Here is a 25874-nt window from a genome sequence, read left to right on the forward strand (position 1 = left end):
AATTCATATTTTGCTCCCAATACATTCTTAGGGTTAATTTGCCAGTTGAGACCTACATTGGCATTATAAGTTGTGCTGACAGGCAATATGATAATGTCAGAATTCAGCTCATACAGATTATGCCCGGTATTTATCATGGTGACATTGTTCTGCTGCTGATATCGCTTTGAATGATCGAAAGCAAAGGCCCCGAATATGCCAAGATTATTCTTCCTGAAATTGAGAGAAAGGTTGTCCGAATTAGACCAGGAGTGAGCAGCCCGGACGACACCTTGTATTGAGCCGCTTAATCCGTCTCCTTGTTTCTTGATTGTGCGGACTAATAACACCGATTTTACTTCCGCGCCATATTTAGACCCCGGATTACTGATGACTTCTACACTTGCAATATCTTTTGATGACAATCTATATAATTCACTATTGTCTGTCAGTTTTCTCCCATTCACATATATGATTGGTGTCCCTTTGCCAAAAACAGTAAATTTGTCATCTTCACGCATCACGCCCGGAAGTTGTCCGATTACATCCATTGCATTTCCGAGCAGGCTCAAAACAGACCCATTTACAGTTGTAATTATGCCTCCTTTAGTCAAATGTTGAGAAGGCCGTTGTGCCGTTACTGTAACTTCGTCCAGCAGAATATTGTCTGAAACGAGCACGAGTGTTCCAATATCATTCTTTCCATCCAGTGTTTTTATGATAGTCTTATATCCGAGAGCGGAAATTTGTAGAAGCCCTGCGTTTGAATAATCGGTTAAAAAATCAAATTTACCGCTTGCGTCTGTTACTGTTCCTGCGATATATACGGAATCAGTACCCATCAAAATAACATTTGCAAACTCTACGGGGTTCTGGTTCTCATCACATACCACACCTTTGATTTGTGCCTTGACAGTAAATGGCACAATCATTAAAACGAAAATAAATAAAAGATTTCTTTTCATACTTGCTTGCATTTTTATGACTCAATGCAAAAGTATGATTTTAGTTATAGGGGCTTTAGGACTATGCATTGCAGATTTGTTGCAATGTGCGTTTCAGTGTTTCACATTTGTTTCAATGCTTGTATATTATGATGTATATCAGTTTGTTATCTACCGAATATAAATTGATACATCTGAGGGGCAAGCTTTTCTTTAAGTCTGCTTTTTCGGGTTCTGATAGCGTTTTCAGAAGCTCCCATGCACTTGGAAATCGTTGTATTATTTATTTTCAGAAGACAAAAGAGACAGAGTGTCAGATCATCCAGATTGACTCCATTGCCTGCCGCTTTTATATCGATTATCATGTCTGTGAATTCTTCGAATAACTGTTTCCTGAGTCTGTCCCTTTCTGCAGGCGGAAGAAAAGAACCATTGGCATGCTTGTCATTCCCTTCCAATATTTGAAGTTTCTTCATCCATCCATTCCGAATGAAATTGTCTCTGCAAATATCAGCTCTTTTTTTCCAAATCTTAGTCAATTCAGAATTTTGGCCATTTTCAGAATCGATAGATTGTAATTCTATCTGATTGACACGAATTTGGTCCAGTTCTTTTCTTATTTTGATATATCGTTTCTTGTTATTTCTGTCGTATAGGAAGAACAATATTATACCAAAGAATACGATTGACAGTATGATGACAATCTTTCTTTGAGTTCTTAGTTGAGATTCATGAATGTGTTTCTGCAATAGTAAGTTGTTGCTTGAAATCTCACTATTCAGAGCTTCTTTTCTTGAAATGACTTGTGAAATTGAATCGTTCCTTGTAATCCCTTCACTTGCAGAAACTTCTTCATCCAAGGTGTATTTTATACATGCATTGAGTATTCTAAGACTGTTGTATGTATTGATTGAATACTTATCAGGGGCACTACTATATAACGAATCAGCTTTGTCGCAAAAAGATTTTGCAATGCCTGTATGCCTGTTGTTTAGATTGAGAAAACCTAAAGTAATTAACCTTCCCAAACTGTTTTCAGGTAATTCCGTTAAATAGCTTTTGGCTTTTTCGTAATTTACGCCTGGTGTATTTGCATAATTCAGCACATAGGTTGTATAATTAGATTCTTCTTTATTTTGTTGTGAAAAATCAATGGCACGGGCGATATAAACCAATGCGGAGTCATTTTCATTGATGAAGCCATAGCAGGCTCCAATTTGGTGCAGAGCATAGGCCTTTTGTTGTGCTGTCTCCGCATAAGTCAATGCTTTCCTTGCATATAGTATTGCTTTATTGTAATCTTTTTCAGCAGATGGTTCACAATAAATATCTGCCAGTTTCATATACAAAGAATATAGCTGGGTTTTATTTCCCTCACCTATCATGTTGATTGACTGCTGCCAATAATAGGACATTGAATCTTGTTGTCCACGCCACATAGCCTGATAGGCTTTGAGCTGATAGGCCTTGAATAGCTCTATGCTGTCACAATTCTGCTTGAAATATGATATACTGTTGTCCAAAAGGCTATCGGAAGCAAAGGCTTTGTTTTGTTGAAGTTTTACTGTAGCAAGTAGTATACCGCATCGTGCTCTTTGCTGCTGTGTCAATTTTGAATATGGATATAATGTTTCCAGTATCGTTTGGGCAGAATCGGGATGCTCAACGGCCATTGATTCTGCCGTATCCAAGATCCTCTCTTTTTGTGCGGAATTGTTACATGCACATAATGCGACTACTAATATAATGACATATAGTATATTTTTCATATTTGTCCATTTTCATGCAAAAGTATATATTTCTTTTAAGAAACCGTTAAGAAAAAAAGGATACATCAAACAGAATATTTATTGGTATTGAAATAAGATAGCTCCGAGCATCAAACCGAGAAGAAAGGTAAAATATCGGCTACTCTTTGAAAAGAAAACTTGGAAGAATCTTTCGCATAGGGTACCTAATTTAAAGTAACTTTGCATAAACATATCACTGGATTTCAGTGATATGTTCTCTATCTATACTTGATATAAAACTTATTTGTGTTCTTTGGAGTCATATTTATGCGACTTATACATTTCCCTTTTTTGAAGAAGTTGTTCTATAGTTTCTCTTCATATGTTCACAACATAGATCTATCCATTTAAATCTGTGAGCTGCATCATAAAATTTAGGCGAGCCTAACATAAAATCCTTTTTGGTTTGATATTTTAAAGCTTCTTCTTTACACTTCTCTAATGTATAGAATCCTTTGGGTTGTACTAATCTTTTCATGTGAGAAGTTACATCTTTTAAACATTTATATTTAAAAGATGCCATATAAGCCTTCATATCATATTTTTTAAAGTCTTTGATATTATTATATTTCAATGCTATTTCTCTAATCTTGTCGATAGTCCAATCTTCTCTACAGATTTTCATATGAGAGCATGCAGAATCTAAAAGTCCATTATTCCATAATAAATGATATGCGTATGGTGACTGTTTATGAAAAAGGCTTCGTGTATCAAATCTTAAAGCTTCTTCTTTTGCATCATCAATAGTCCATTTTTGTGTAGTCTCCATATGTGCAAATGCAATATCTACCAAATTATGACGATATATGTATACAAAAGCTGGATAATTATGTTCTTGCATTTCATTTCTGTTTTTATACTTTTTAGCTTCTAAAATAGCCGTTTCATCAGTCCATCTACGCCTTTTTATTTTCATATGAGCGCATATTTCATCAATAATTCCTTGTTTACGAGCATTATCGTATGCAACAGAGTTCGATTTCTTAAAATCCGTCTTTGTTTGATATTTTAATGCTTCTTGTTTTAATGTTTCATAGTTCCAATTAGATTCATGTCCTCCTAAATCTCCGGCATTTTTTGTATTCAATATAATCCAACCTTGACTTCTATATTTCTCTATAAATTCACTTTCCTTTTTTTGAGCTTCTTCTACTTCTAAGAAATCTGTTAAGACTTTAAATGTATAAGAGGATTCTGTCATTTGGAGGTGTTGATAAACGGCTGTATTCCCTTGTCCTGTAATATGTTGCCATTTCCTTTTTGAAGGATTGAAAGTAAGGCCTATATAAGCAAAATTATCACTAAATTCAAAAGCATAAATAGCTCTATGGAGTCTATCACCAATCTTATGCATATGGGAACATGCTAAATTCGCCAAATTATTTTTACATAAAATATTATAAGCTGCACTATATCTATGACGAAACTCTTTCCTGCTGTTACATTTCTTAGCTGCATCAAAACATTCACCAATAGTCCAAAAATGCTTTTTGTCAAAGTGTGAACATAATTCACTCCACCATCCAGACTTACGAACTTTAAAATAAGCTGCTTGATTTCCTTTACGCAAATCTGTGCAACGATGATATTTGAGCGCTTCTATTGCACAACGTTCTTTAGTCCAATATCCGTTCTTATGTTCTTTATTTGCCATTCTTATCCAAATTATTCTTATTAAAGTGTGATGAATTATTGAATACTATATAAGCCCGTTTCTTTTAATCATGTTCAGTCCCTAATTAGTTGATTTATAAAAGAAACAGGCTTATATTGGTTATTGATATTAGATGGCTATTAATTAAATCCACCTTCTCCATCTTCTCCGGTACCACTGCCTCCGGTACTGCTTCCACCGCTGTCATCACTTCCACCGGAAGTAATGCCTTTTGCTTTTTTATAGTCAGAAAGGCTTGCATAGCTAATGCCTTCGTCCAATACTCCGGCATTTTGGAATTGAATACCTTGAAGTACACTTTCACGGAATTCCTTACTTGGAGTGAATATGATACGTGGATTCTTAATCATTGCTCCGGCATTGAAATCGGTAATGTTTTCTACACCGTCACTTTTGAACGAAACACGTATAGTACCTAAATCACCTACTCTTACTGTGTGTCCCTGCTGCAATTGCTGACGTGCGTGTCTTCCAAGTAATTCAAGAGCTGCTTCCATTTCTATGGGAGCGGTTGTCGTGTTTTCCGTAGCTGCACGTGTCATGGCTTTTACAGTCTGTGGAACTTCGCTGATAGGAATTGCATACCATTTCTTTGGTGCTGCTTTATCCTGCGGATTGATTTTCTTTACGAGCTTGTACTTATACATACTGACCTCCTTTTTTATTAGTGGGGACTGTAATGACAAAATTACAATTTTATTTGAAATGGCAAAGCTTTCTTGCAGATTATTACATACGTTAGTCGTTTCTTGTTACTAACGTATGCAATGATTGATTACTAACGTATGTGATAAGCAACCACATGCGTTAGCAATAATAGCCCTTATAAGTATATTACCTTATAACTAAAATCAGTAAAAAAAGACACGATTATCAACCCCCATGCGCACATCATCTCAGACGGCTTTATATTTTGATATACCATTCAAAACAATAATAAAACCAACATTCGGCCACATAGCCGTCTGTATTCTTCTGTTGGATATACCATAATAAAACCAACTCTGTGCCGGTTGTGCTGGGTGTAGGACTTGTTGGATATACCATTCAAAACAATAATAAAACCAACGCTCCCGTCGGTATCGACCAGTAAGCTGGCGTTGGATATACCATTCAAAACAATGATAAAACCAACCATGGCCAATAAGAGATAATAACACAACAGTTGGATATACCATTCAAAACAATGATAAAACCAACCGGAACTTGAAAATTCATTATTGGAATTTAGTTGGATATACCATTCAAAACAATGATAAAACCAACCGTTAGTTTCTAAGTTTATTAATTTCAATGTTTTGACGTACTTCCCGAGTATAGTTTCCTATCTCAGGTTAAGGACTTCCAGCAGCCCCAATTAGAAAATTTCTTTTCTAATTATCTTTCACGATTTTTTTACTCATCGCAATATTTCTTGCAGCATTAAAGTCTGCATTTATTTTCTCTCCTCGTCGTTTACACTGGGGATTCGTACAAACAAATTCTTCTTGCTTCTTACGTTCTCCACGTTCTCCGCAATAGCTGCATGTCTGGCTGGTATATGCAGGGTCTATATATTTCACTTCAATACCTTCCAATTTCGCCTTATATTCTATCATACTTTGCAGTTCGTAATACGACCAATAACGAAGCAGATACTTATACTCGTCTTTTACATAACCTTCCTTACCTTTTCCGAAATCTTTCAATGACTCCATGTGGATAGTTCCGGCATTCTGTTTTAAAGCCTGCTTTATAACCTCACGGCTATAAACATGGTTTTGTGTATGCACCCAATTACGCTCTTTTTCCTTCAGCTTTTCCAAAGGCTCCAGTTTCTTCTTTCGTCCGTGTCCACCTTGGGTACACATTAGTTTCTGCAAACTTTTAAAACGTTTCTGAAACATCGTCCGCTGATTGTGAAAATGTTCTATATCGCCAATCTGCATCTTGAAATTGTCATCCTTGTTGATAGCAAGGTATAACGGACATTTGATGCCCAAATCTACACCTAACACAACTTCCTTATCCAACACTTGTTTCTTAGCAGGAATGTCAATAGACAGCAACAGGAATATTCTTGTATTCTTTCCATTCTTTACAAGCTTTATAGAAGAATTATTGGCTACATAATCTTCGCCCTTTTTCTTTTGTTGCTTGTCGCTTTCTATCAGTCTTTCAACGATACAGCGGTTATTGCTTGCGTCTTTTCCAAACTCAAGCCTGAAAAGTATTCCTTTAAACCATTTTAGATAGATTCCTTCCTCTTTTACAAAAAGTCTCAATCCACTTTCCGGTTTAATGGAAAATGGAATTCCCATACCTTTCTTGTAAGTACTTAAGGCTCTTTCACCAGACTTGACTTTATTTTTGTTATTGTTGTGATTATTTTGCACATATTGGTTTAAATCGGTCAATATCTCGGCTGGTATATAATTTAGAAATTCTTTCGATACCAATTGATAGGTGGAGTTTCTTTTGATACGCTGAAAATCCTGCTTTTTATTTTTAAAATCTTCATCAAGTTCTTTTCTTTCATTAAGCAGCCTATATTGTTCCTCTTTATCGGATGTTTTTTTATCTGGATTCAGTTTTTCCAGTTTTTTATCTATTTTATTGCACTGTGACATATAACGTAATCTCAATCGCATTTCATACTCATCGTTAAAAAGGCAATGAGTAGAGATTCTGTTGGCAGCCTGATAAATGGTGTTGTTTATCTGGTAAAGATATTTCCATTGTTGGTCATATTCTTCATCTGTCAATCTTACGATTTTCAATTCTATCTTACGTGTAATAATAGGCATACTCTTTTTAATTTTACAACCGCAAATATTGTAATTATAATTGTAAGTCTCAAATCCAACTCAAATAATTTTCAGAATTTCACAAATTCTCAAAATCGCCCATAAAAAATCCCCCATGCAACCGCATGAGGGATTCCACAAGTAAATTCTATTTCGAGAAATTTATTTTGCTACACGTTCCAGCCATTTTACCATGAACAACATGACTCCCATTGAAACGAGGCATACAATCATGAAAATAGCCCAGCAATATCCGATAGGAATAGCGTTATACATAAGAGGGCCAATCCACAACAGAAGATTACCTACAGCAGTCGCACCCAGCCATAATCCCTGGCAAAGTCCCAGAAGATGCTTTGGAGCCACCTTCGAAACGAATGACAATCCAAGTGGAGAGATAAACAACTCGGCCACAGTAAGCAAGAAGTAAAGAACAATCAATACCCATGCTCCTGCCTTTACCTGCTGGTCAATAGGAAGTTCCCGATATTCTGCAGCAGAAGGATAACCCATAATGAGTGAATATGCAGACAGGAAGAGATAAGCCAAACCTGCAATGAGCATACCGATGGCAATCTTACGCGGAGTAGAAATTTCCTTTCCTCTTCTTGAAAGAGAACCAAAAATCATCATGATAATCGGAGTCAATGTGATCACAAAGAAAGGATTCACTGCCTGCCATATTTCCGGAGCAATGGTAGATGTATCGACGAAGTCTCTCGCAAAGAGTGAAAGTGAAGTACCGTTCTGATGGAAGGAGAACCAGAAGAAAATAACAACACCCAGCACTGCAAACAAGGCGTAAAGACGTTGTTTGATTTCCTTAGCCATGGCAGCCTTTTCTTCTGCTGAATAAGTAACAGCAGCTGCGGCTTCTTTCTTTCCCGGATTCGGGAACTGGCTCTTGGTTACAAAGAAGATAATCAAAGAAATGAGCATTGCCGCAACAGATGCAACAAACGAATAATGAATACCTTCATTAAATATCTGCAAATATTGTGCACAAGAAGCAGCCATATCGGTAGTTGTGCCTACGCACTGTGACATCAACTGATTCAAGTTGCCCATAGCCTCAGCCGACATTCCGTCTGCACCTTTCGCTATATATTCATGACACAGAGCAGGAAGACTTGCATTGTAAACCATGTTGTGTGCGCTCAGCCACCAGCTTCTCAACAGAGGAGCGATAAACGGAGCTACCAATCCACCGATATTGATAAATACATAAAATATCTGGAATCCGGAATCTCTCTTGCTCTTGGCTTCAATCAGTTCCTTTTCTCCCTTCTGTGCAGCCTCTGCTTCAAGGTCATCGTACATCTGACCTACAATGGCCTGAAGGTTTCCCTTGAACAGACCATTACCAAATGCGATGAAGAACAAGGCAATACAAGTAAGCGTAAGCAACCATGATGTATTACCTGCATTGGCAGTAATCGGAATAGACAATGCAATATATCCCACAGCCATGACCACGAGACCGGCCATAATTGTACCTTTATAATTCTGCTTTCTGTCGGCTATCAGACCCCCTACAAGACTTAACAGATAAATACCTGCATAAAAGAATGAATAGATAAGTGTACTTTTTTCCTCACTTATACCAAATTTAGAACAAAGAAATAATACCAATACGGCATTCATGATGTAGTAGCCGAAACGCTCCCCCATGTTAGAAAGTGCAGCAGGTATCAGACCTTTAGGATGCTTGTTAAACATAAATAATGAAGATTTTAATGATTAATAGTGTTAATACTCGTATATATTCTGTCTCTAGTTCGCAAATATACAATTATTCAGATAAATATGCAAAATAGAGATTCATTTACTCCGCTCCATTCGGAAGCCTTCCACGATAGGCCCGGTTCATAACCCGTTCAAAACTATGAATGATTTCCTGTCCCATGTTGACACGGGTACTGTCCACCTTCCGGATTTCAACCGGGGTTACTGCATTTTTATACTTCGCCTTTCCGATGCGTATCTTCATCTTATCCAGGTTTCCGGTAATGTTGACACCCGCCTTGAACGGCAACGGCGATTTCAAAATGGAAATGTGATAATTAAAGTTCATATCCAGTCCCTGCGTTCCTCCTACCGCTGCCTTGTAACGGTCTATCTGAAGCACGAAAGGATAGACGGTGACATTTCCATCTTTCACGGTCAGATTCACTGAAATACTGTCGAACACATTCCGTTTCTTGTTCTTGAACATCAGCGTCTTGGATATTTCTGCAAAGGTTTCTCCATCCATCAGGACCAGACTGTCACCTTTGATGTGTATGGCTGCCTTCAACGTCGGAATCTTCACGTTCAGATTGGAATCAAGTACCGCTTCAGCAGCCGCATCAAAATCGACCATTCCCTTGAACGAACGCAACATCGGCACAATCGTATCCAAAGAAGGAATGAAATCGACCAACTTTCCGATATTGACTTTCTGCAATTGGAAATCAAATCCCGCGTATCCACGAGTCTTTTTTCGGGCACGATAAACCAAAGTCGTTTCCACATCTGCACCCAGACCTTTCATTGTCAGTTTTCTCAGATATACGGCCTGATTGCGGATATCCACCGCTCCTTTTACCTGCTCAAAGACCATATTGCCATACGTCACCTTATGCAGATTGGTTTTCAGCTCGAAATCTATTTTCGGCGGAATGACAAACAATTGCAGCGGTTCAGTACTTGACACCGTATCCGTTTCAGTCTGAAGCGTATCTTGAGGAAAGTTCAATGCATTGATCAGCTGGTTGCAGTCCAAGTTACGGGAAGAAATCTCCAGATTAGCCTTCAACATTTTGCCTTTCTTCATGGCTGCATACAACCCATATACCGCTCCAGTTGCCGTCAGATTGGAACGCCCGATACGAAGGCTGGCATTTTTCAGCGTAATCTTTCGGTCGCCGACCGTCACGGCTGTTTTTCGCATCCTTACCGGCAAAGCCAGTTCCGGTGTCCGAAGGGTAAGCCGGTTAAATCCGACAATTCCTTTCGGAAGCCAAAGCGAATCCCGAACTTTGTCTGCCGACAAATTAAAGCCACCTTTGTCCATGCCCATCTTCATCTGCCCCATCCGGCAGAAAAGCGTATCGGTTTCCAAGGCTACCTTTACATTCGGCATGGAAGGGTTCCGCTTGCTGGGCTGCAAATGTAAAGAAGCTTTCGCCTTTTTACTGAATACCCTCAATGAGTCTCCTATTCCTCCTTTCAAACGACTCATCTGCAATTTACACTCCACATCAATCAAACGAGTAGTATCCTGAGGATTTGTTGATTTAATGGTCGCATTCAGCGCCTCCAACTCGGCCGACAGGGTCGAAGCCCGCAACACTGCCTTCTGAATATTAATCTGAGCCGCCAGATTATCTTCTCCGATGAAACGTAAAGCCGCATTGCTGGTAAACTCAAAATTCTTCTTCGTATCACGCAAATACATATTCTGCATATCCAGCTTTCCTTTCAGACGTACCCGTCCCCAATCTTGTTTCTGAATAGACGACAAGCGACAGCGCAACCGGAAATCGGCTCCTACCCGTCCTCCAATAGACACTCCTTCCTGCAAAGGAAACGTCTTGGCCAACGACGTCAGGTCAATCTCCGAACGAGTGTGAAACGTGATGTCAGGATCACCCAACAAGTCTTTCACCTCTCCATCGGCCAATATATCCGTATGGGCTCCCTTAAACTGGAAAATCTCCAGATGAGCGTACGACTCCTTCTGACGCATCAAATCGACGTAACCGTTGAATTCCGCCGTCAGTTCATCCACTCCATAAGGCAAATCGGCATACTTGGCCGAAGCCTTCTGTATGTTCACCTTTAACGTAGCCTCCGGCATGTGCTGCTTACCGTAAAGTCCCTTCAAGGTACCTTCCAGCGTGACTTCTCCGTTAGCCGTAAGCTTCTGACGCTTCAACACACTCTCCGGAACCATGTTCAATACCGTTTCCAAAGAAGGTGCATGCAGTCTGTAGCCTATATCTACCCGAGCCGGGGCGCCCACGCTGTCTCTGCCAAGTGTTCCCGACACATCGAGTGCCACTCCGTTCAACGTCAATCCAGTATCTTTAAAGGTCAGCGTCCTGGAAGCACGATCCAGCTGCATATCTGCATTCAACCCTACGGCCAAATGATTGACCAGCAGTTGTCCGTCTTGCCAGAAAAGCAGATTCTCATTGTCATATTGCAGCGCCAGCATCGAATAATCCTTTTTCAAGGAAGCCTTCAAATTCAGATTCAAATTCTGTATCCGGGCGTATACTCTTGTGTTCAGGTCATCAAACGTCACATTCGACCGCTTCAAAGAGACCCGATTAATTTCTATCTCCTGAATCGTGGTATCCCTTTGCGCCACTGTATCCTCTTCCAGCTGGTCGTCCGTATTCTTCACGATATCCCAGTTGCTTTTTCCCTCTTTGTTGGTAAATGCGTATACCGAAGCATCCTCCAGTCCCAAATACCGGAGATTGATCTTATGTTTCCAGAAATAATCTATGGGATTGACCACTACCACGCATTTCTTGAACGAAACCAGCGAATCGGTTTTCTGCCACAACGTATCATTCATCGCCTTGGATACCAGTACTCCGTCCGTTACTTTCAGTCCGAAACGCGGAAAAGTAGAAAAGAACGTCAGTTCCACTTTCTCCATCTCCAAATGGGCATTCAACGTACGGTTAGCCACATTCAAGACCACCGGAGTCAGTTTTTCCGGCGTAAAAATAAAATTCACCACGATTGTCACGGCCAGCAAGAAAACAACCAATAACGAACCAAGTGAAATAGCCGTCAGCCGAATTGTTTTACGTAATTTCTTATTCATCTTTTTCCTTAAAATAAAATCATCCATCATTTGTCTCGTTATGTACCCATGCCATACGTACAGACAAACTCCGGATGAATCAGATAATGAATCATAAAATGTCTGGATGAATCCGGACGGCAAAATTCTCCCCTAAACGTCCCGGAAGCAGCCAGTTTGAAGGGTTCCACTTTCAGATGGGCCAGGAAGTCGACTTCTGTACAATCCAGCACCTTGAACATCGTTTCCTTGGCAGACCAGTGCAACAACAACTGATACAGCTCCTCCTGTGGATCCATATTTTTCCGGTCGGGCATTTCATCATCCCGTACAAAACGGGAAACCACCTTCCGGACTCTCTCTCCATGCCACTCGATATCGATTCCCGGAGAGACAGTGGCATGCAAGCCTACGGCCACATAATTTCGGGTGTGAGAGATAGAAATACGCCTGCTATCATCCCACAGGAAAGGCTTTCCCGACGGCTCATGCCCAATTCGGACCTCCTTTCCACATAAGGTTTTCAGCAGAACCCGTACAGCCAGATATTCCTGCTTCCGCGAAGGAGCCCTCAAACGGTCCAGTTCTTCCTGTACCCTTGTATCCGACAGGCAGGCACGAAGCTCTTCCGGTGTTTCGGTCACTTGCCAGATGCCCCATCTTCCTCCATCCTCTTCCCAGGTCTTCCACAGCGGCATAATTACTTTTTCTCCTTCTCGTCATTGTCTTCTTCCGCTGGAGCAGAAGGCAAGATGGTTACTTTCACTTTCAAAATCCGCCGAGAATTCATTTCGAGAATTTCAAAGCGATAATTCATATAGTTGATAATTTCATGCAATGCCGGAAATTCACCTTTCAACTCCAGCAAAAGTCCCGCCAGCGAATCGGCATCCCCTGAAACCTTGTCAAACACATCTTCACTGTCTTTGATAATCTTATAGAAATCAGAAAGTAACGTCTTTCCTTCGAACACATAGACGTTCTCTGTCAGCTTCACATAAGTACGTTCTTCCTCGTCGTATTCATCATTGATTTCTCCGACGATTTCCTCAATGATGTCTTCCATTGTCACAATACCCGAAGTACCACCAAATTCATCCACGACCACAGCAATATGAATCTTGTTGGCCTGGAAGTCACGTAACAAGTCACCAATCATCTTATTCTCCGGAACAAACAGAGCCGGCCGAATCAAATTCTGCCACTTGAAATCGTCGCCTCTTCCTAAATACGGAAGCAGGTCCTTGATGTACAAAATACCTTTGATGCAATCACGCGTTTCCTCGTATACAGGAATACGTGAATAGCCGTTTTCATTGATGCACTTCAACACCTCTGAAAAAGAAGAATCAATATCCAGGTCTACAATATCCAGACGGGAGGTCATGACCTCTTTCGCAGTTTCCTCTCCAAAACGGATGATACCTTCGAGCATATTGCTTTCTTCCGAAGTATCCTGAATATCTGTCAGTTCCAAAGCTTGAGAGAGTTCATTGACCGACAAGTTCCGTGCTTTCTTCTGAGAGAAACGATTGAGAAAAAACGATGAGCGGACTAAGACTGAAGATACCGGCCAAAACACCGTCCGCAGCACAGTAATGGCTGGCGCCGCTTTTCGGGCAAACGATAACGTATGCTGAGCCGAATAAATTTTAGGCATGATTTCACCGAACAGCAGCAACAAGAAGGTCAGTACCACAGTGACAATCAAGAACTCCAGGATTTTTGCCTGGCCAAAATCAATCAAACTGGCAAACACGTAGTTCAACAGCATGATAATCGTCACATTGACAAAATTATTTGAAATCAAAATTGTGGCCAGCAAACGTTCCGAATCATCCAGCAAGCCTTTGATTTTAGTGTCAGAAGGATGATTCTCCTCTTCAATTTCATTCAAATCAGAAGGAGAAAGCGAAAAGAAAGCAATTTCAGAAGCCGACACAAAACCCGATACATACAGCAGCATCAGGGTCAGAAGTAAAGCTATAACCGCCCCCCATGTAAGGGGCATTACGGTAATTCCGTCACACAGCTCCGACAAGCGGAGCAAACACGAGTCAGGGTCCATCCTATAATATTCCTATTTTTTTAATTAAAGAGACTATCTGAGTATCAGAACGGCAAATCATCCGAAGGGTTATTTTCCGATTGAGCCGGAGCCGATGCTGAAGAAGCCGGTTGAACTTGTGCAGGCGCTGCTGTCTGTGCACTCCGCGGAGTCAGCATCTCCATGTTATCACCGAAAATTTCCGTCACATAACGTTTCACGCCATTCTGGTCGTCATACGAACGGGTACGGATTTTACCCTCAATGTACAATTTATCGCCTTTATGCACATATTTTTCAGCAGTCTCCGCCAATCCGCGCCACAGCACAATATTATGCCATTCCGTACGTTCCGGCACCTGTGTACCATTAGCCAGCGTATAAGCACGATCAGTAGTCGCCAACGGAAAAGTCGCTACGGCCACACCACTGTCCAAATATCTTACTTCAGGGTCTTTACCCACGTTACCAATCAATTGTACTTTATTCAATGACATAATTCTATTTTTTATGATTTGGTTTCAAAAGTAACGAAAAAAAACGAGATATCAAGCGCGATACCGGGAAATTATGAAAATCGTCAATCGGAATCTGCTGATATCCAGAAAGTGCGACAGGTTCTTCCTTCAACACCACCTCATAACACCTGGCGTGAATCACCCGATGCGACAACACATGCTTGATTTCAGGGCACACCACCCGGAACGATTCAATCTCAGCACTACCCAAAAGAGTCTGAAATTCAGGAAGAGAGAGAAGTTCCTCCTCTCCTACTTCCTTAGCGGTTTCTATCAATGGAAATTCATACAAATTCTGCCAGATATCGCCTGCCGCCCGCTTCTTTATATAAGTATACGCGCCTGCCCGCACATAAATATATGAAAAATAGCGGTCGAGCACCTTAGTCTTCCGTTCCTTCCGCGGCAACCTGTCCACCCAGTTTTTCTGCAAGGCCACACAACTGTCTGCCAGCGGGCAAAACAAACACGAAGGAGACGAAGGCACACACTGCAGGGCACCGAAATCCATGATGGCCTGATTATATAAAGCCGGACGGTTCTTATCCAGCATCTCACCGGCGAGGGAGGCAAACAATTTCTTCCCGGCACCCGTATCAATGGGTTCTTCCACTCCCATCCAACGTGACAATACCCGGTACACATTACCGTCGACCACCGCATAGGGCAGATCGTAGGCAAACGAACAAATAGCCGCCGCCGTATAGTCTCCCACTCCTTTCAAGGCCCTCACCTCCTCATAGGTCGTAGGGAAACTGCCTTTTTCGGCAATTACCTTTGCTGCCGCATGCAGATTGCGGGCACGTGAATAATAACCCAATCCCTGCCAGCACTTCATCACCTCGTCTTCCGAAGCACGGGCCAACGTGTCCACGTCGGGAAAATGTTCCATAAAACGACAGTAATAATCATATCCCTGTACGACCCGGGTCTGCTGAAGAATGATTTCTGAAATCCATATTTTATAAGGATCCTTGGTGTTCCGCCAAGGCAAATCACGCTTGTTTTCCTCGTACCAACCGATTATCTTATCTGCAAAAAAATTCATCTGACACATATTTGCCCGCAAAAATAATATATTTGCCCGACATACACAGACAAACCTCTCTACACACCCTTTAAAAAGGAATAAAACCCTCAAAAAGCACGACTTTTCAAAAAAAATATTCCCGATATATTTCCAAAAGATACAGAAAAGCTATATATTTGCAGTCCAAAAAATTAAGATAACGTATAACAATAATTATTAGCGAAATGACTAAAGCAGATATTGTAAACGAAATTGCTAAAAACACAGGTATTGATAAGGCAACAGTCCTGACTACGCTTGAAGCGTTTATGGATTCAGTAAAAGAATCATTGTCAAACGACGAAAACGTATACCTTCGTGGTTTCGGCAGTTTCATTGTGAAGAAAAGAGCGCAGAAGACTGCCCGTAACATTTCAAAGAATACAACTATTATCATTCCGGAGCACAACATTCCGGCATTCAAACCAGCAAAAACATTTACTCTTTCAGTAAAAAAATAAATTAACATTAGTATTAACCCTATAAATTTAACAAGTATGCCTAGCGGAAAGAAAAGAAAAAGACATAAAATGTCTACACACAAGCGTAAAAAAAGACTAAGAAAGAACAGACATAAAAGCAAAAAATAATTGTTAGTCTGTCCGACTTCAATAAAGAACAAACTTGCAAAGCTACAAAAAGTCTTTCAGGTTTGTTCTTTGTGTAATTAGCAACCTATTAAGAACAAAAAACCAAGCAAAAAGTGACAAGCGAATTAGTAGTAGACGTACAGCCCAAGGAAATTTCTATCGCCCTCATGGAAGACAAGAAGCTGGTAGAGTTCCAGAAAGAAGAACGCAACCTGTCGTTCTCGGTCGGCAACATGTACGTAGGAAAAGTCCGGAAACTCATGCCCGGCCTCAACGCCTGTTTCGTAGATGTAGGCTTTGAGAAAGACGCTTTTCTCCACTATTTAGACTTGGGACCACAATTTCATTCTTACCAGAAGTACCTCAAGCAAGTCATCAGTGACCGGAAAAAACTCTATCCCATGTCGAAAGCTTCCATGCTTCCCGACATTGAAAAAGACGGAACCATTTCCAGTGTGCTCCAGCAGGGACAGGAGGTCATCGTGCAGATTGTCAAGGAACCGATTTCGACCAAAGGCCCACGACTGACCTGTGAACTGTCGTTCGCCGGACGCTATCTGGTATTGATTCCTTTCAATGACAAGGTATCCGTTTCACAAAAAATTAAATCCAGCGAGGAAAGAGCTCGCCTCAAACAGCTGCTCCAGAGCATCAAGCCCAAGAACTTCGGAGTGATTGTACGTACCGTAGCCGAAGGCAAACGAGTAGCAGAGCTGGATGCGGAACTGAAAGTCTTGCTGAAACATTGGGAAGATACCATCACAAAAGTACAAAAGGCCACCAAACTGCCCTCATTGGTTTATGAGGAGACAAGCCGTACCGTAGCCATGCTGCGCGACTTGTTCAACCCATCGTACGAAAACATTTACGTCAACGACGAAACCGTTTATAACGAAGTAAAAGATTATGTGGCGCTCATTGCCCCTGAACGTACAGGCATCGTGAAACGCTACACCGGCCAGCTTCCTATTTTCGATAATTTCGGAATCACCAAACAAATCAAGTCCTCCTTTGGAAAAACCGTTTCCTACAAGAGCGGGGCTTATCTGATTATCGAACACACGGAAGCGCTCCATGTGGTGGACGTGAACAGTGGAAACCGCTCCAAATCAACCAACGGACAAGAAGCAAACGCACTCGACGTGAATTTAGGCGCAGCCGATGAGTTGGCACGCCAGCTCCGGTTGAGAGATATGGGCGGAATCATTGTGGTAGATTTCATCGATATGAACCTGGCAGAAAACCGGCAGAAACTTTACGAACGCATGTGTCAGAACATGCAGAAAGACCGGGCCAAACACAACATCCTGCCTCTGAGCAAGTTCGGACTGATGCAGATCACACGCCAGCGTGTACGTCCGGCGATGGATGTCACTACCGATGAAGACTGCCCTGTTTGTTTCGGAAAGGGGAAAATCAAACCTTCCATCCTGTTCACCGATACATTGGAAAGTAAGATTGACTATTTGGTCAACAAGCTGAAAGTGAAGAAATTCACGCTGCACATCCATCCTTATGTGGCTGCCTACGTAAACCAAGGGCTCATGTCCTTGAAACGAAAATGGCAGATGAAGTATGGATTCGGCATCAAGGTCATTCCGAACCAGAACCTGGCGTTCCTGCAATATAAATTCTTCGATGCACACAACCAGGAACTGGACATGAAGGAAGAATTCGAAATCAAATAAGCAAAAAGGCCGTTTCCACAAAAACAAAGGAAACGGCCTTTTTTGTCAACTATCCCGCCCTTTTACTTAATCCGCCTTTGCATAAAGACCTCGTCACGACCGTGTCAAGACCTCGTCACGTTCGTGTCGACCTCTCATCACGTGCATGCTGAGCTCTCCGCACGTTCGTGTCGAGGTAAATTTGTCTATACTTTCTGACAACTTTTCACCCAGAAATGAATATTTTTGTACGCATACTTCAGTTTTATCGAAGCATTTTCATAGGAGAATTACTTTGATAATTCACATATTTTTCTCTATCTTTGCAAACAAATAACATTTTAACACAAAAACATGAAAATAAGTAGCATTTTATTTTTCATTGGGATTACATTCTCACAGCTGTCTATGGCACAGCAGACGCTGCTTCATGACCCGGACTGCTGTACCAGCATCATGGTGGGAAAGGCAGCCTCTACCGACGGATCCGTCATGACCAGTCACACCTGCGACAGCTGGTACCGGACCTGGGTCAATGTAGTTCCAGCGGCAGATTATGCCAACGACACAGTCATGAACATTTACCAAGGCCGTATGCATACGGAATCGGTCACTGACCAGACCAACCTGACCGTAAAGGGACAGATTCCGCAAGTCAAACACACTTATGCCTTTCTGGATACGGCTTACCCCTGCCTCAACGAAAAGCAGCTGGCCATGGGAGAAACCACCATTAGTGGAAGAGACACCCTGCGCAATTCCAAAGGCATGTTTATGATTGAAGAACTGGCCCGGGTAGCCCTGCAACGTTGCACTACCGCCCGCCAGGCCATCCAGCTCATGGGGAAACTGGTAAAGGAATACGGATACGGCGACTCAGGCGAATGCCTTACCATTGCCGACCCGCAGGAAGTATGGCACTTTGAAATCTTCGGCGAAGGTCCTGATAAAATCGGAGGTGTATGGGCAGCTGTCCGTATCCCCGACGATGAAGTAGGCGTATCGGCCAACATTCCACGTATCAGTACCCTCAATTTGAAAGATACCCGCAATTACATGGCTTCCGACAATGTGTTCAGCGTGGCCAAGAAACTCAAGCTGTGGGACGGAAAAGAACCGTTCAAGTTCTGGAAAGCCTACGGAGGTCCGAACTATTCGGGCAAGATGCGCTCCTTCAGCATCCGCGAGTTCTTTATCCTGAGCACCCTGGCTCCTTCACTCAAGCTCAGCATGGACGATGAAGAACTGCCGTTGAGTGTGAAGCCGGAAAAGAAACTCAGCAATGCCGATGTCATGGCCTATCTGCGACAGACCTATGAAGGCACGGAATGGAGTGCGACAAAGAACCTTAAAGTAGTTGTCAAAGACCGGAAAACGGGAAAAACGGATACCATCACCAGCCCACGGGCCAATCCGTGGATGCGTACCGACGAAGTACAGCTGTACAACGCGCTTCAGAAAGGCAGCGTGAAAGCCAACCGAAACATCGCCGTACCGCAATGTGCCTACTCTACCGTCATCCAGTTGAGAAGCTGGCTTCCGGACGCCGTAGGAGGGGTCTGCTGGTTCGCCATGGACAACCCGGGACAAAGCCCACGTGTACCTATTTTCTGTGGCACTACCGACCTTCCTGAAATGTTCAAGATTTGCGGCAACCATCGCTACCGTCTGGATGCAGCCCTGTGGCACTACCGCCAGGCCAACAAGCTGGCTACCGTAAGATGGGGAAATGCCCGGAAGATTTTAGAGAAGAACCAAATGCACTTTGAACGGAAAGGACTGGAAGAACTCCCACTGGTGGAACAGCGTTATGCCGAACTGGTCAAAAGCGAAGGCGAAGAAGCTGCCAAAGCCTACCTGACCGACTATACCAAGGACTTCATCGGAGCTACCCTGCTGCGCTGGGACGAAATGACCGCCAAATACTGGAACGATTACCGCTTCGGATTCTAAATCTCTCAATTTCATTCATTACCTATAATATACAGAAAATATGAAAACAATTGCGTTTATCTCAGCCTTATTGCTTGCTTCCGCCTCTCTCCAGGCACAACCCGAAGCCAAAGGCTATCAGTTTACTACCGTAGTCAACCAGAAAGTGACTCCGGTCAAGAATCAGGCTGCCACAGGCACCTGCTGGTGCTTTGCCACCACTTCCTTCATTGAAGCAGAACTACTCCGCCAGGGAAAAGGCGAATACGACCTTTCGGAAATGTACATCGTCCGTCAGAAATACATGAACCAGCTGAAGGACAATTACCTGCGCCACGGACGCGGCAACATCGGTCAGGGAAGTATCTCTCCCAGCTGGTTTACGGCCTTCAAGCAGGTAGGCATCGTTCCGGAAGAGGTGTACAGCGGCATCAACTACAACTCACCTACCCACAACCACAAAGAGCTGACCGCTTACCTGGAAGCCATTGCCGAAAAGGCCATCAAGCTTCGCCAGCAAAGCCCTGAATATGAAAAACTGATTCAGAGTCTGTTTGATATTTACCTGGGAGAACTTCCTGAAAAGTTCACCTACAAAGGCAAGGAATATACTCCGAAATCCTTTGCGCAGAGCCTGGACATTCATCCGGAAGACTACGTCATGCTGACCAGCTTCACACACCAGCCTTATTATCAGGCTTTCGACCTCGAAATTCCGGACAACTGGGAACACGCCAAGATTTATAACCTTCCACTCGACGAAATGATGGAGGCCGCAGACCATGCCCTGGAAAACGGATATACCGTTGCCTGGGACGGAGATGTCAGTGAAAAAGGATTCTCGTTCAAACACGGAGTGGCCATCAATCCGGAAGTAGAAAAGACCGAAGACTTGAAAGACACTGACTTTGCCCGCTGGCAGAAAATGGATGCCAAGGAAAAACTTGACGAAGCCTTCAAGTTTGAATACCCGTGTCCGGAAGTAAAGGTAACTCCTGAAATCCGCCAGAAAGGCTACGAAACTTTCACTACGACCGACGACCACCTGATGCACCTCACCGGTATCGCCAAGGATCAGAACGGCACCAAGTACTACATCACCAAAAACTCCTGGGGAACCAACCGTAACGACTTCGGCGGCTACCTGAACATGTCGGAAAGCTACGTACGTGCCAAAACCATCTATATTCTGATGCACAAGGATGCCTTGACCAAGGACTTGAAGAAGAAACTCGGTCTGGACAAATAAAAAAACCTACCTGAAAAACAACCAGGTTGCCAAAAGGGATGCTTATCTTTGCAGCAAGTCACAAGATAAGCATCCTTTTTTTATGAAAACAGAAGACTATGCCCTCATTCTGGAAACGGCTGGCATCCGCCCTACTTCCACCCGACTTCTCATCTACGAAGCCATTGCCGGACAAACCGACACATTCAGTCTGAGTACTTTGGAAAAGGAACTCGACAGCATCGACAAGTCGGTCATTTTCCGTACACTCGTTCTCTTCCACGAACATCATCTCATCCACAGTGTAGACGACGGAAGTGGCTCCCACAAATATTGCATCTGCCACAACCACGGCCACTGCAACGACGATGAAGCCCACTGCCATTTCTATTGTGAGGTATGTCAGAATACCTATTGTCTGAGCCAGGATCTCATTCCGCACATCGACCTGCCCGAAGGATTCATTGCCCGGAAAGTGAACTATATCGTGAAAGGCGTATGCGCCAAATGCGCCTCCAAGCACCAGAAATGAGCGTTTTTTTGACCTACATCAATAAAACGCTGTTTTCCTTCATTTTTATGTTGTAAAGCATGAATTCTATTCAGAAAAGCCCTATCTTTGCAGCGTAATCAAGAACGGAAGTTCAATGATTCACACAGTAGAAAGATTGTTTTTTTAGATTATAAGATTGTTTTCAACCTCGTCGGGAGACGATATTTTTAAGGTTAAATTGAAAAGGTATTAAGGTTTATTTAAAAAGAAAGGGTAACAACATGAAAACGATGAAAAATTTCATTCAGAAGATCTTCAAGGGAGATCCGATGGTTTGGGGTTACGTAATGCTCGGATAAGGAGGAAGTAACCCCTTTGCTGGCCAGGATGTCAGCTTGTTTAATTGAAAGTTGTAAAGTTTACTGCATATTCTGTACCGGTATTCCGGTATAAATCTAAGAGTATCCTACCGAACCCGTCGGTGGGATATTTTTGTTTTTACCTCCCCCCTTGCCTGAATCTGAAGCAAATCCTTGCCAGTTCTAAATCTTTTCCCTAACTTTCCCTCAAATTTCTAAAACCCACACAGAAATGTCATTAATCAGAGTGATTCTCTCTCTTATTTTTCCGCCCCTTGCCGTCATCGACAAAGGGTGCGGATCGGTACTGATTGTCTTTATCCTCACGCTGTGCGGATGGATTCCAGGAGTCATCGGCGCCCTTATCATCCTGAACAAACAAAATTAAGTTTCTAATTCAATATCCTAAATACTTACACCATGAAAGAATTACATGTACCCGAAATTACCGGACAGTCCCACGTGGCTGCCACAGACATCCCAACCCTGCTCGATACGCATCAGGTAGAGTTCCAGCCGATTTCCTGCGTGAACTGGAAAGATTTTCCCTACTGCCCGGAGGTGTCCTTCCGAATGGCCCACACCGACGATTGCATCTTGCTGAACTACCGCGTAAAAGAAGAAAGCGTACGGGCCATCGCTGCCGAAGACAACGGCAGAGTTTGGGAAGACTCCTGTTGTGAATTCTTTTTCCAGCTTCCGGAAGACCAGGAAGAAAACGTATATTATAACTTTGAATGTAACTGTGGGGGAACCCTTCTTATCGGTGGCGGACGCCCGGGCGACAGACCTCATGCTCCCCAAGAGATTCTCCAGCAAGTAGACCGATGGACTTCACTCGGAAAGGCTCCGTTTGAAGAACGAATGGGAGAATGCAGTTGGCAACTGGCTCTTTGCATCCCCAAGGAAGCGTTCTTCCGTCATCAGCTGAAAGGCTTCAAAGGACTGACTGCTCGTGCCAATTTCTACAAATGCGGAGACTTGCAGAACACGCCACACTTCCTGTCATGGAATCCCATCGACTTGCCAAAACCGTGCTTCCACTGTCCGGAATTCTTCGGGAAGGTTATATTCGAATAATCCTCCCCACCTGATAAACACGCCAGCGGCCTACCTTCAAACATAGAATTTTGAAAGCAGGCCGCTGTCCGTATCACTTCCTCGCAATCCACACATAGACACTTTTCTTTCCTTTAAACAGCCATAGAACGCTCAAGGAAATAATCCATGCCACAGCCAAGAGTACAAAAAGGAACTCCATGAAAGCCCCCCACCCATAGTGAGACAACACGATGCCGGAAAAAGAACCAACCAGACTGGAGCCTGCATAATAAAACAACCAGTAAATGCTGGTGGCACTGCTTTTCATCTGTCCGGCATGCACCGATACAATCCGGCTGGCCAGCGTATGAGTTCCGAAAAAAGCAAAAGTCATCAATCCCAGTCCCAGCACGATGGCCCAAAGCTGCATCCATAGCAACAAGGCCATCCCGACTCCCATCAGCCCCAACGTACCTTGCAAGAGCATCTCCGAACTATACTTGTCCGAAAGACCTCCGGCCACGACCGAACCGATAATTCCTGCCACATACATGGTGAAAATCAGTGCCACCCAATGATGAGGCAATGAAAAAGGAGGTGCCTCCAGCAAGAAAGACAGATAATTATAGATACTCACAAAAATTCCCATGGAAAGAGCGGCAATGAGATACATCGAAAGAAATGTACTCCGGGTTAAAAGAAAATGCATCTGACGCAATTTCTCCCGAAAAGGTACCGACACCGCAGAAAAATTTTTCCCAGCTGGAATCTTCCAGCAGAACAATCCTCCTAACAGCAGGCTGACAATACCAATCGACCACACGGCCGACTGCCATCCGCCCCACCCGGACATCAGCGTAGCAGCCACTCGCCCTGACATTCCTCCCAGGGTATTCCCGCTCAAATACAAACTGATGGCCAACCCAATCATAGCTTTATCTACTTCCTCTGAAAGATAAGCCAACGCTACCGATGACACCCCGGCCAACACCATTCCTTTTAACAAATTCAGAACTAAGAGAAAAGAATAATTGTCAATAAAGGCAGACATGATGGTCAACAGGGAAGAAAGCAACAACGAAGCTCCCATCAGGCGTTCGCGCGACACAGAATCGGCCTTGAAAGCCATAACAATCAATCCCAATGCCATGCCGGCAGTAGAGGCCGACACCGACAGACTGCTTTCTGCCGGACTGACACCAAAATTCCGGCACATTTCCGAGAGCATGGGTTGAAACAAATACAGCTGGGCAAAAACCGACAAGCCGGACAAAAACATGCAGTTACGTATCAGGCGAAACCGAGCAACTGACTCACGCGAACAATTCATTTCTTTCATTTCCCTTTTCCTTTCATGATTATGAAAACAAAGGTAGGCCGTCGGTTCCAATCCCCATCTATCGGAAAAACTCTTTTTCTCGATAATAATCATCGATAAAAGCTATAAATATAAAAGCAAATGCCCTTGACTGTCTTCCCCTGTAAACATGAATGTGAAAATGAATATAAGTATGAGAGAATGAGAAAGACTAGTCAAGAGGCACTCGCCTGCAACACAATAGAAACTAAAAAAGAGAACTAAATATGTTGTCCGCCCCCCAGTGCCTGATACAAGTTGATAAGACTCTGTATCTCCTTGAAACAGTTAGCCGTTTGTGACAACTGTGCACTGAGTAGCGTCTGATGAGCCGTCAACACCTCCAGATAAGTCGTATTCCCGTACTCCATTAAGAGTGAAGTGCTGGTAAAGGCCTTCTCCAGTGCGGTTATCTGCTGCTCATAATTATCTTTTTTCTTCTTACTGGTCTGATAAGATACCAATGCATCGTTTACTTCCGTTCCAGCATCCAGCAGCTTCTGCCTGAAGGTCAGAAGTACCTCCTCCTGCTGTGCCTTGGCGATGCGCCGACGGGCAATAAGCGTCCCCTTGTTGAACAGAGGTTCGGTCAATGAAGCCAAAGCGGAGGTCACAAACTTACCGGGATTCGTAATCAGCCCTCCTACGGAATTGGTCCAACCCGCACTTCCACTCAGCGTAATCGCTGGATAAAAGGCAGCATTAGCCTGGTTGGTCACATAAAATGCCTGTTCCACATCGCGTTCCGCCACACGCACATCCGGACGATTCGAGAGAAGCTGAAGTGGTATACCTACCGACAAATCCTTCGTGAAACTCTGTGCAGAAAGTTTTCCCCGGGCTATCTGGTGAGGAGTTTCCGCCAGCAACAAAGAAAGACTGTTTTCCACCTGATTCACTTGTTCTTCCAAGTCAATCACAGAATTTTTCACTTCATAATAAGTTGCCCGCATCTGCGAAACAGCCGCCTCATCCGCCTGTCCGGCATCCATCAAGGCTTGCGTGGAAGCCACTGTTTCCTTCCATGTCTCTGCCGTCCGACGGGAAATCTCCAACTGTTCATCCAACATCAGCAAGGTGTAATACGTATTGGCGATATTAGCTATCAGACTGGAGTATACCGCCTGCTTATAATCTTCACTTTGCAAATATGCTGCCTTCGACTGCCGCTTTGCATTCCGTAACTTGCCGAAAATATCCAGCTCCCAACTGGCAGTCACCGGCAGCGTATAGGTATGCGACGCCTTACTGCCTTCCACCGTATTGACCCCTCCTTGCGGAGACAAGGCAAACGACGGAAGAAAGGCCAGTTTGGCCGAAAGCAAAGAAGCCTTCGCTTCTTCCACACGCAGACTGGCTGTCTGCACATCCGTATTCTGTGCCAGTCCCTTTTCAATCAGATCCTGCAAATAAGGATCGGTAAAGAAATCCCGCCAGTGGATGTTTCCGATACTTGCCGTATCGGAAACTGTGACCTCTTCGCCGTACAAGTTCTCGGGAACCGAGGTCTGTGGTTCATAGCTGGTATATATTCCGCAACTGCTCAACAAGAGCGTTGCACCACATACGATTATCTTTGATATGTTCATATTATT

At 43.1% G+C, this 25874-nt stretch carries 20 protein-coding genes and 1 CRISPR repeat array; of the genes, 7 read left to right on the forward strand and 13 right to left on the reverse strand.

Going from position 1 to position 25874, the window contains the following annotated elements; translation table 11 throughout:
• The 11 genes from RDP42_RS04755 to mutY form a co-directional block, all read right to left on the reverse strand.
• Positions 1 to 944 (reverse strand): carboxypeptidase-like regulatory domain-containing protein (locus RDP42_RS04755; protein ID WP_308762752.1); only part of this gene is annotated, 944 nt, incomplete at its 3' end.
• Between the two features lie 146 nt (positions 945 to 1090).
• Positions 1091 to 2692, reverse strand: coding sequence for a hypothetical protein (locus tag RDP42_RS04760; RefSeq protein ID WP_308762753.1), 1602 nt, complete (start codon positions 2690 to 2692; stop codon positions 1091 to 1093).
• Between the two features lie 295 nt (positions 2693 to 2987).
• Positions 2988 to 4367, reverse strand: a complete 1380-nt coding sequence (locus RDP42_RS04765) for a hypothetical protein (protein WP_308762754.1) — start codon at positions 4365 to 4367, stop codon at positions 2988 to 2990.
• A gap of 140 nt (positions 4368 to 4507) precedes the next feature.
• Positions 4508 to 5035 carry a hypothetical protein gene (locus tag RDP42_RS04770; protein ID WP_118244788.1) on the reverse strand — a complete coding sequence of 176 codons (528 nt, stop codon included), beginning with the start codon at positions 5033 to 5035 and terminating at the stop codon, positions 4508 to 4510.
• A 264-nt stretch (positions 5036 to 5299) separates the two neighbouring features.
• Positions 5300 to 5654: direct repeats of the CRISPR family, unit length 24 nt; unit sequence GTTGGATATACCATTCAAAACAAT.
• Between the two features lie 107 nt (positions 5655 to 5761).
• Positions 5762 to 7174 (reverse strand): transposase, encoded by a 1413-nt coding sequence (locus tag RDP42_RS04775; protein ID WP_308762755.1) that lies wholly within the window; start codon positions 7172 to 7174, stop codon positions 5762 to 5764.
• Positions 7175 to 7336: 162 nt separating this feature from the next.
• On the reverse strand, positions 7337 to 8893 hold the full coding sequence (locus RDP42_RS04780; RefSeq protein ID WP_308762756.1) for a peptide MFS transporter: 1557 nt from the start codon (positions 8891 to 8893) through the stop codon (positions 7337 to 7339).
• Between the two features lie 106 nt (positions 8894 to 8999).
• Positions 9000 to 11999 (reverse strand): AsmA-like C-terminal region-containing protein, encoded by a 3000-nt coding sequence (locus tag RDP42_RS04785; protein WP_308762757.1) that lies wholly within the window; start codon positions 11997 to 11999, stop codon positions 9000 to 9002.
• A 38-nt stretch (positions 12000 to 12037) separates the two neighbouring features.
• Positions 12038 to 12676 carry a 4'-phosphopantetheinyl transferase superfamily protein gene (locus RDP42_RS04790; protein WP_308762758.1) on the reverse strand — a complete coding sequence of 213 codons (639 nt, stop codon included), beginning with the start codon at positions 12674 to 12676 and terminating at the stop codon, positions 12038 to 12040.
• 2 nt (positions 12677 to 12678) lie between these two features.
• Positions 12679 to 14046: a gliding motility-associated protein GldE gene (gene gldE, locus RDP42_RS04795; RefSeq protein ID WP_308762759.1), complete on the reverse strand. Its 1368-nt coding sequence runs from the start codon at positions 14044 to 14046 to the stop codon at positions 12679 to 12681.
• Between the two features lie 44 nt (positions 14047 to 14090).
• A complete protein-coding gene (locus RDP42_RS04800; RefSeq protein ID WP_308762760.1) occupies positions 14091 to 14522 on the reverse strand; it encodes a single-stranded DNA-binding protein in 432 nt (143 codons plus the stop codon).
• A gap of 4 nt (positions 14523 to 14526) precedes the next feature.
• Positions 14527 to 15591, reverse strand: coding sequence for an A/G-specific adenine glycosylase (gene mutY, locus RDP42_RS04805; protein WP_308762761.1), 1065 nt, complete (start codon positions 15589 to 15591; stop codon positions 14527 to 14529).
• Positions 15592 to 15797: 206 nt separating this feature from the next.
• On the opposite strand from mutY, the gene RDP42_RS04810 reads away from it, so the two are divergent.
• From RDP42_RS04810 to RDP42_RS04840, 7 genes are all read left to right on the forward strand, one after another.
• Entirely contained in the window at positions 15798 to 16073 is a 276-nt protein-coding gene (locus tag RDP42_RS04810) for an HU family DNA-binding protein (protein WP_022231270.1), read from the forward strand.
• A 242-nt stretch (positions 16074 to 16315) separates the two neighbouring features.
• Complete coding sequence (locus RDP42_RS04815; protein WP_204474140.1) at positions 16316 to 17890, forward strand: Rne/Rng family ribonuclease; 1575 nt, start codon at positions 16316 to 16318, stop codon at positions 17888 to 17890.
• A gap of 387 nt (positions 17891 to 18277) precedes the next feature.
• The gene (locus RDP42_RS04820) at positions 18278 to 19822 is read left to right on the forward strand and encodes a dipeptidase (RefSeq protein WP_374046918.1); all 1545 of its coding nucleotides are present in this window, start codon (positions 18278 to 18280) and stop codon (positions 19820 to 19822) included.
• Positions 19823 to 19862: 40 nt separating this feature from the next.
• Positions 19863 to 21050 (forward strand): C1 family peptidase, encoded by a 1188-nt coding sequence (locus RDP42_RS04825; RefSeq protein WP_308762763.1) that lies wholly within the window; start codon positions 19863 to 19865, stop codon positions 21048 to 21050.
• Positions 21051 to 21132: 82 nt separating this feature from the next.
• Positions 21133 to 21561 (forward strand): Fur family transcriptional regulator, encoded by a 429-nt coding sequence (locus RDP42_RS04830; protein WP_204474146.1) that lies wholly within the window; start codon positions 21133 to 21135, stop codon positions 21559 to 21561.
• 552 nt (positions 21562 to 22113) lie between these two features.
• Positions 22114 to 22269: a YqaE/Pmp3 family membrane protein gene (locus RDP42_RS04835; RefSeq protein WP_204474147.1), complete on the forward strand. Its 156-nt coding sequence runs from the start codon at positions 22114 to 22116 to the stop codon at positions 22267 to 22269.
• 32 nt (positions 22270 to 22301) lie between these two features.
• Positions 22302 to 22961, forward strand: a complete 660-nt coding sequence (locus tag RDP42_RS04840; protein ID WP_308762764.1) for a carbohydrate-binding family 9-like protein — start codon at positions 22302 to 22304, stop codon at positions 22959 to 22961.
• 73 nt (positions 22962 to 23034) lie between these two features.
• On the opposite strand, the gene RDP42_RS04845 is transcribed toward RDP42_RS04840, so the two are convergent.
• Complete coding sequence (locus RDP42_RS04845) at positions 23035 to 24261, reverse strand: MFS transporter (protein ID WP_308762765.1); 1227 nt, start codon at positions 24259 to 24261, stop codon at positions 23035 to 23037.
• A gap of 239 nt (positions 24262 to 24500) precedes the next feature.
• On the reverse strand, positions 24501 to 25868 hold the full coding sequence (locus RDP42_RS04850) for a TolC family protein (protein ID WP_308762766.1): 1368 nt from the start codon (positions 25866 to 25868) through the stop codon (positions 24501 to 24503).
• Positions 25869 to 25874: the final 6 nt, after the last annotated feature.

The organism is uncultured Bacteroides sp. (genome assembly GCF_902472605.1).
GTDB lineage: Bacteria > Bacteroidota > Bacteroidia > Bacteroidales > Bacteroidaceae > Phocaeicola.

What these genes read in the sequence shown, in the direction of transcription:
- RDP42_RS04760 (WP_308762753.1), bottom strand. Translation starts at nt 2,692, where the DNA reads ATGAAAAATATACTATATGTCATTATATTAGTAGTCGCATTATGTGCA.
- RDP42_RS04765 (WP_308762754.1), bottom strand. Translation starts at nt 4,367, where the DNA reads ATGGCAAATAAAGAACATAAGAACGGATATTGGACTAAAGAACGTTGT.
- RDP42_RS04770 (WP_118244788.1), bottom strand. Translation starts at nt 5,035, where the DNA reads ATGTATAAGTACAAGCTCGTAAAGAAAATCAATCCGCAGGATAAAGCA.
- RDP42_RS04775 (WP_308762755.1), bottom strand. Translation starts at nt 7,174, where the DNA reads ATGCCTATTATTACACGTAAGATAGAATTGAAAATCGTAAGATTGACA.
- RDP42_RS04780 (WP_308762756.1), bottom strand. Translation starts at nt 8,893, where the DNA reads ATGTTTAACAAGCATCCTAAAGGTCTGATACCTGCTGCACTTTCTAAC.
- RDP42_RS04785 (WP_308762757.1), bottom strand. Translation starts at nt 11,999, where the DNA reads ATGAATAAGAAATTACGTAAAACAATTCGGCTGACGGCTATTTCACTT.
- RDP42_RS04790 (WP_308762758.1), bottom strand. Translation starts at nt 12,676, where the DNA reads ATGCCGCTGTGGAAGACCTGGGAAGAGGATGGAGGAAGATGGGGCATC.
- gldE (WP_308762759.1), bottom strand. Translation starts at nt 14,046, where the DNA reads ATGGACCCTGACTCGTGTTTGCTCCGCTTGTCGGAGCTGTGTGACGGA.
- RDP42_RS04800 (WP_308762760.1), bottom strand. Translation starts at nt 14,522, where the DNA reads ATGTCATTGAATAAAGTACAATTGATTGGTAACGTGGGTAAAGACCCT.
- mutY (WP_308762761.1), bottom strand. Translation starts at nt 15,591, where the DNA reads ATGAATTTTTTTGCAGATAAGATAATCGGTTGGTACGAGGAAAACAAG.
- RDP42_RS04810 (WP_022231270.1), top strand. Translation starts at nt 15,798, where the DNA reads ATGACTAAAGCAGATATTGTAAACGAAATTGCTAAAAACACAGGTATT.
- RDP42_RS04820 (WP_374046918.1), top strand. Translation starts at nt 18,278, where the DNA reads ATGGCACAGCAGACGCTGCTTCATGACCCGGACTGCTGTACCAGCATC.
- RDP42_RS04825 (WP_308762763.1), top strand. Translation starts at nt 19,863, where the DNA reads ATGAAAACAATTGCGTTTATCTCAGCCTTATTGCTTGCTTCCGCCTCT.
- RDP42_RS04830 (WP_204474146.1), top strand. Translation starts at nt 21,133, where the DNA reads ATGAAAACAGAAGACTATGCCCTCATTCTGGAAACGGCTGGCATCCGC.
- RDP42_RS04835 (WP_204474147.1), top strand. Translation starts at nt 22,114, where the DNA reads ATGTCATTAATCAGAGTGATTCTCTCTCTTATTTTTCCGCCCCTTGCC.
- RDP42_RS04840 (WP_308762764.1), top strand. Translation starts at nt 22,302, where the DNA reads ATGAAAGAATTACATGTACCCGAAATTACCGGACAGTCCCACGTGGCT.
- RDP42_RS04845 (WP_308762765.1), bottom strand. Translation starts at nt 24,261, where the DNA reads ATGAAAGAAATGAATTGTTCGCGTGAGTCAGTTGCTCGGTTTCGCCTG.
- RDP42_RS04850 (WP_308762766.1), bottom strand. Translation starts at nt 25,868, where the DNA reads ATGAACATATCAAAGATAATCGTATGTGGTGCAACGCTCTTGTTGAGC.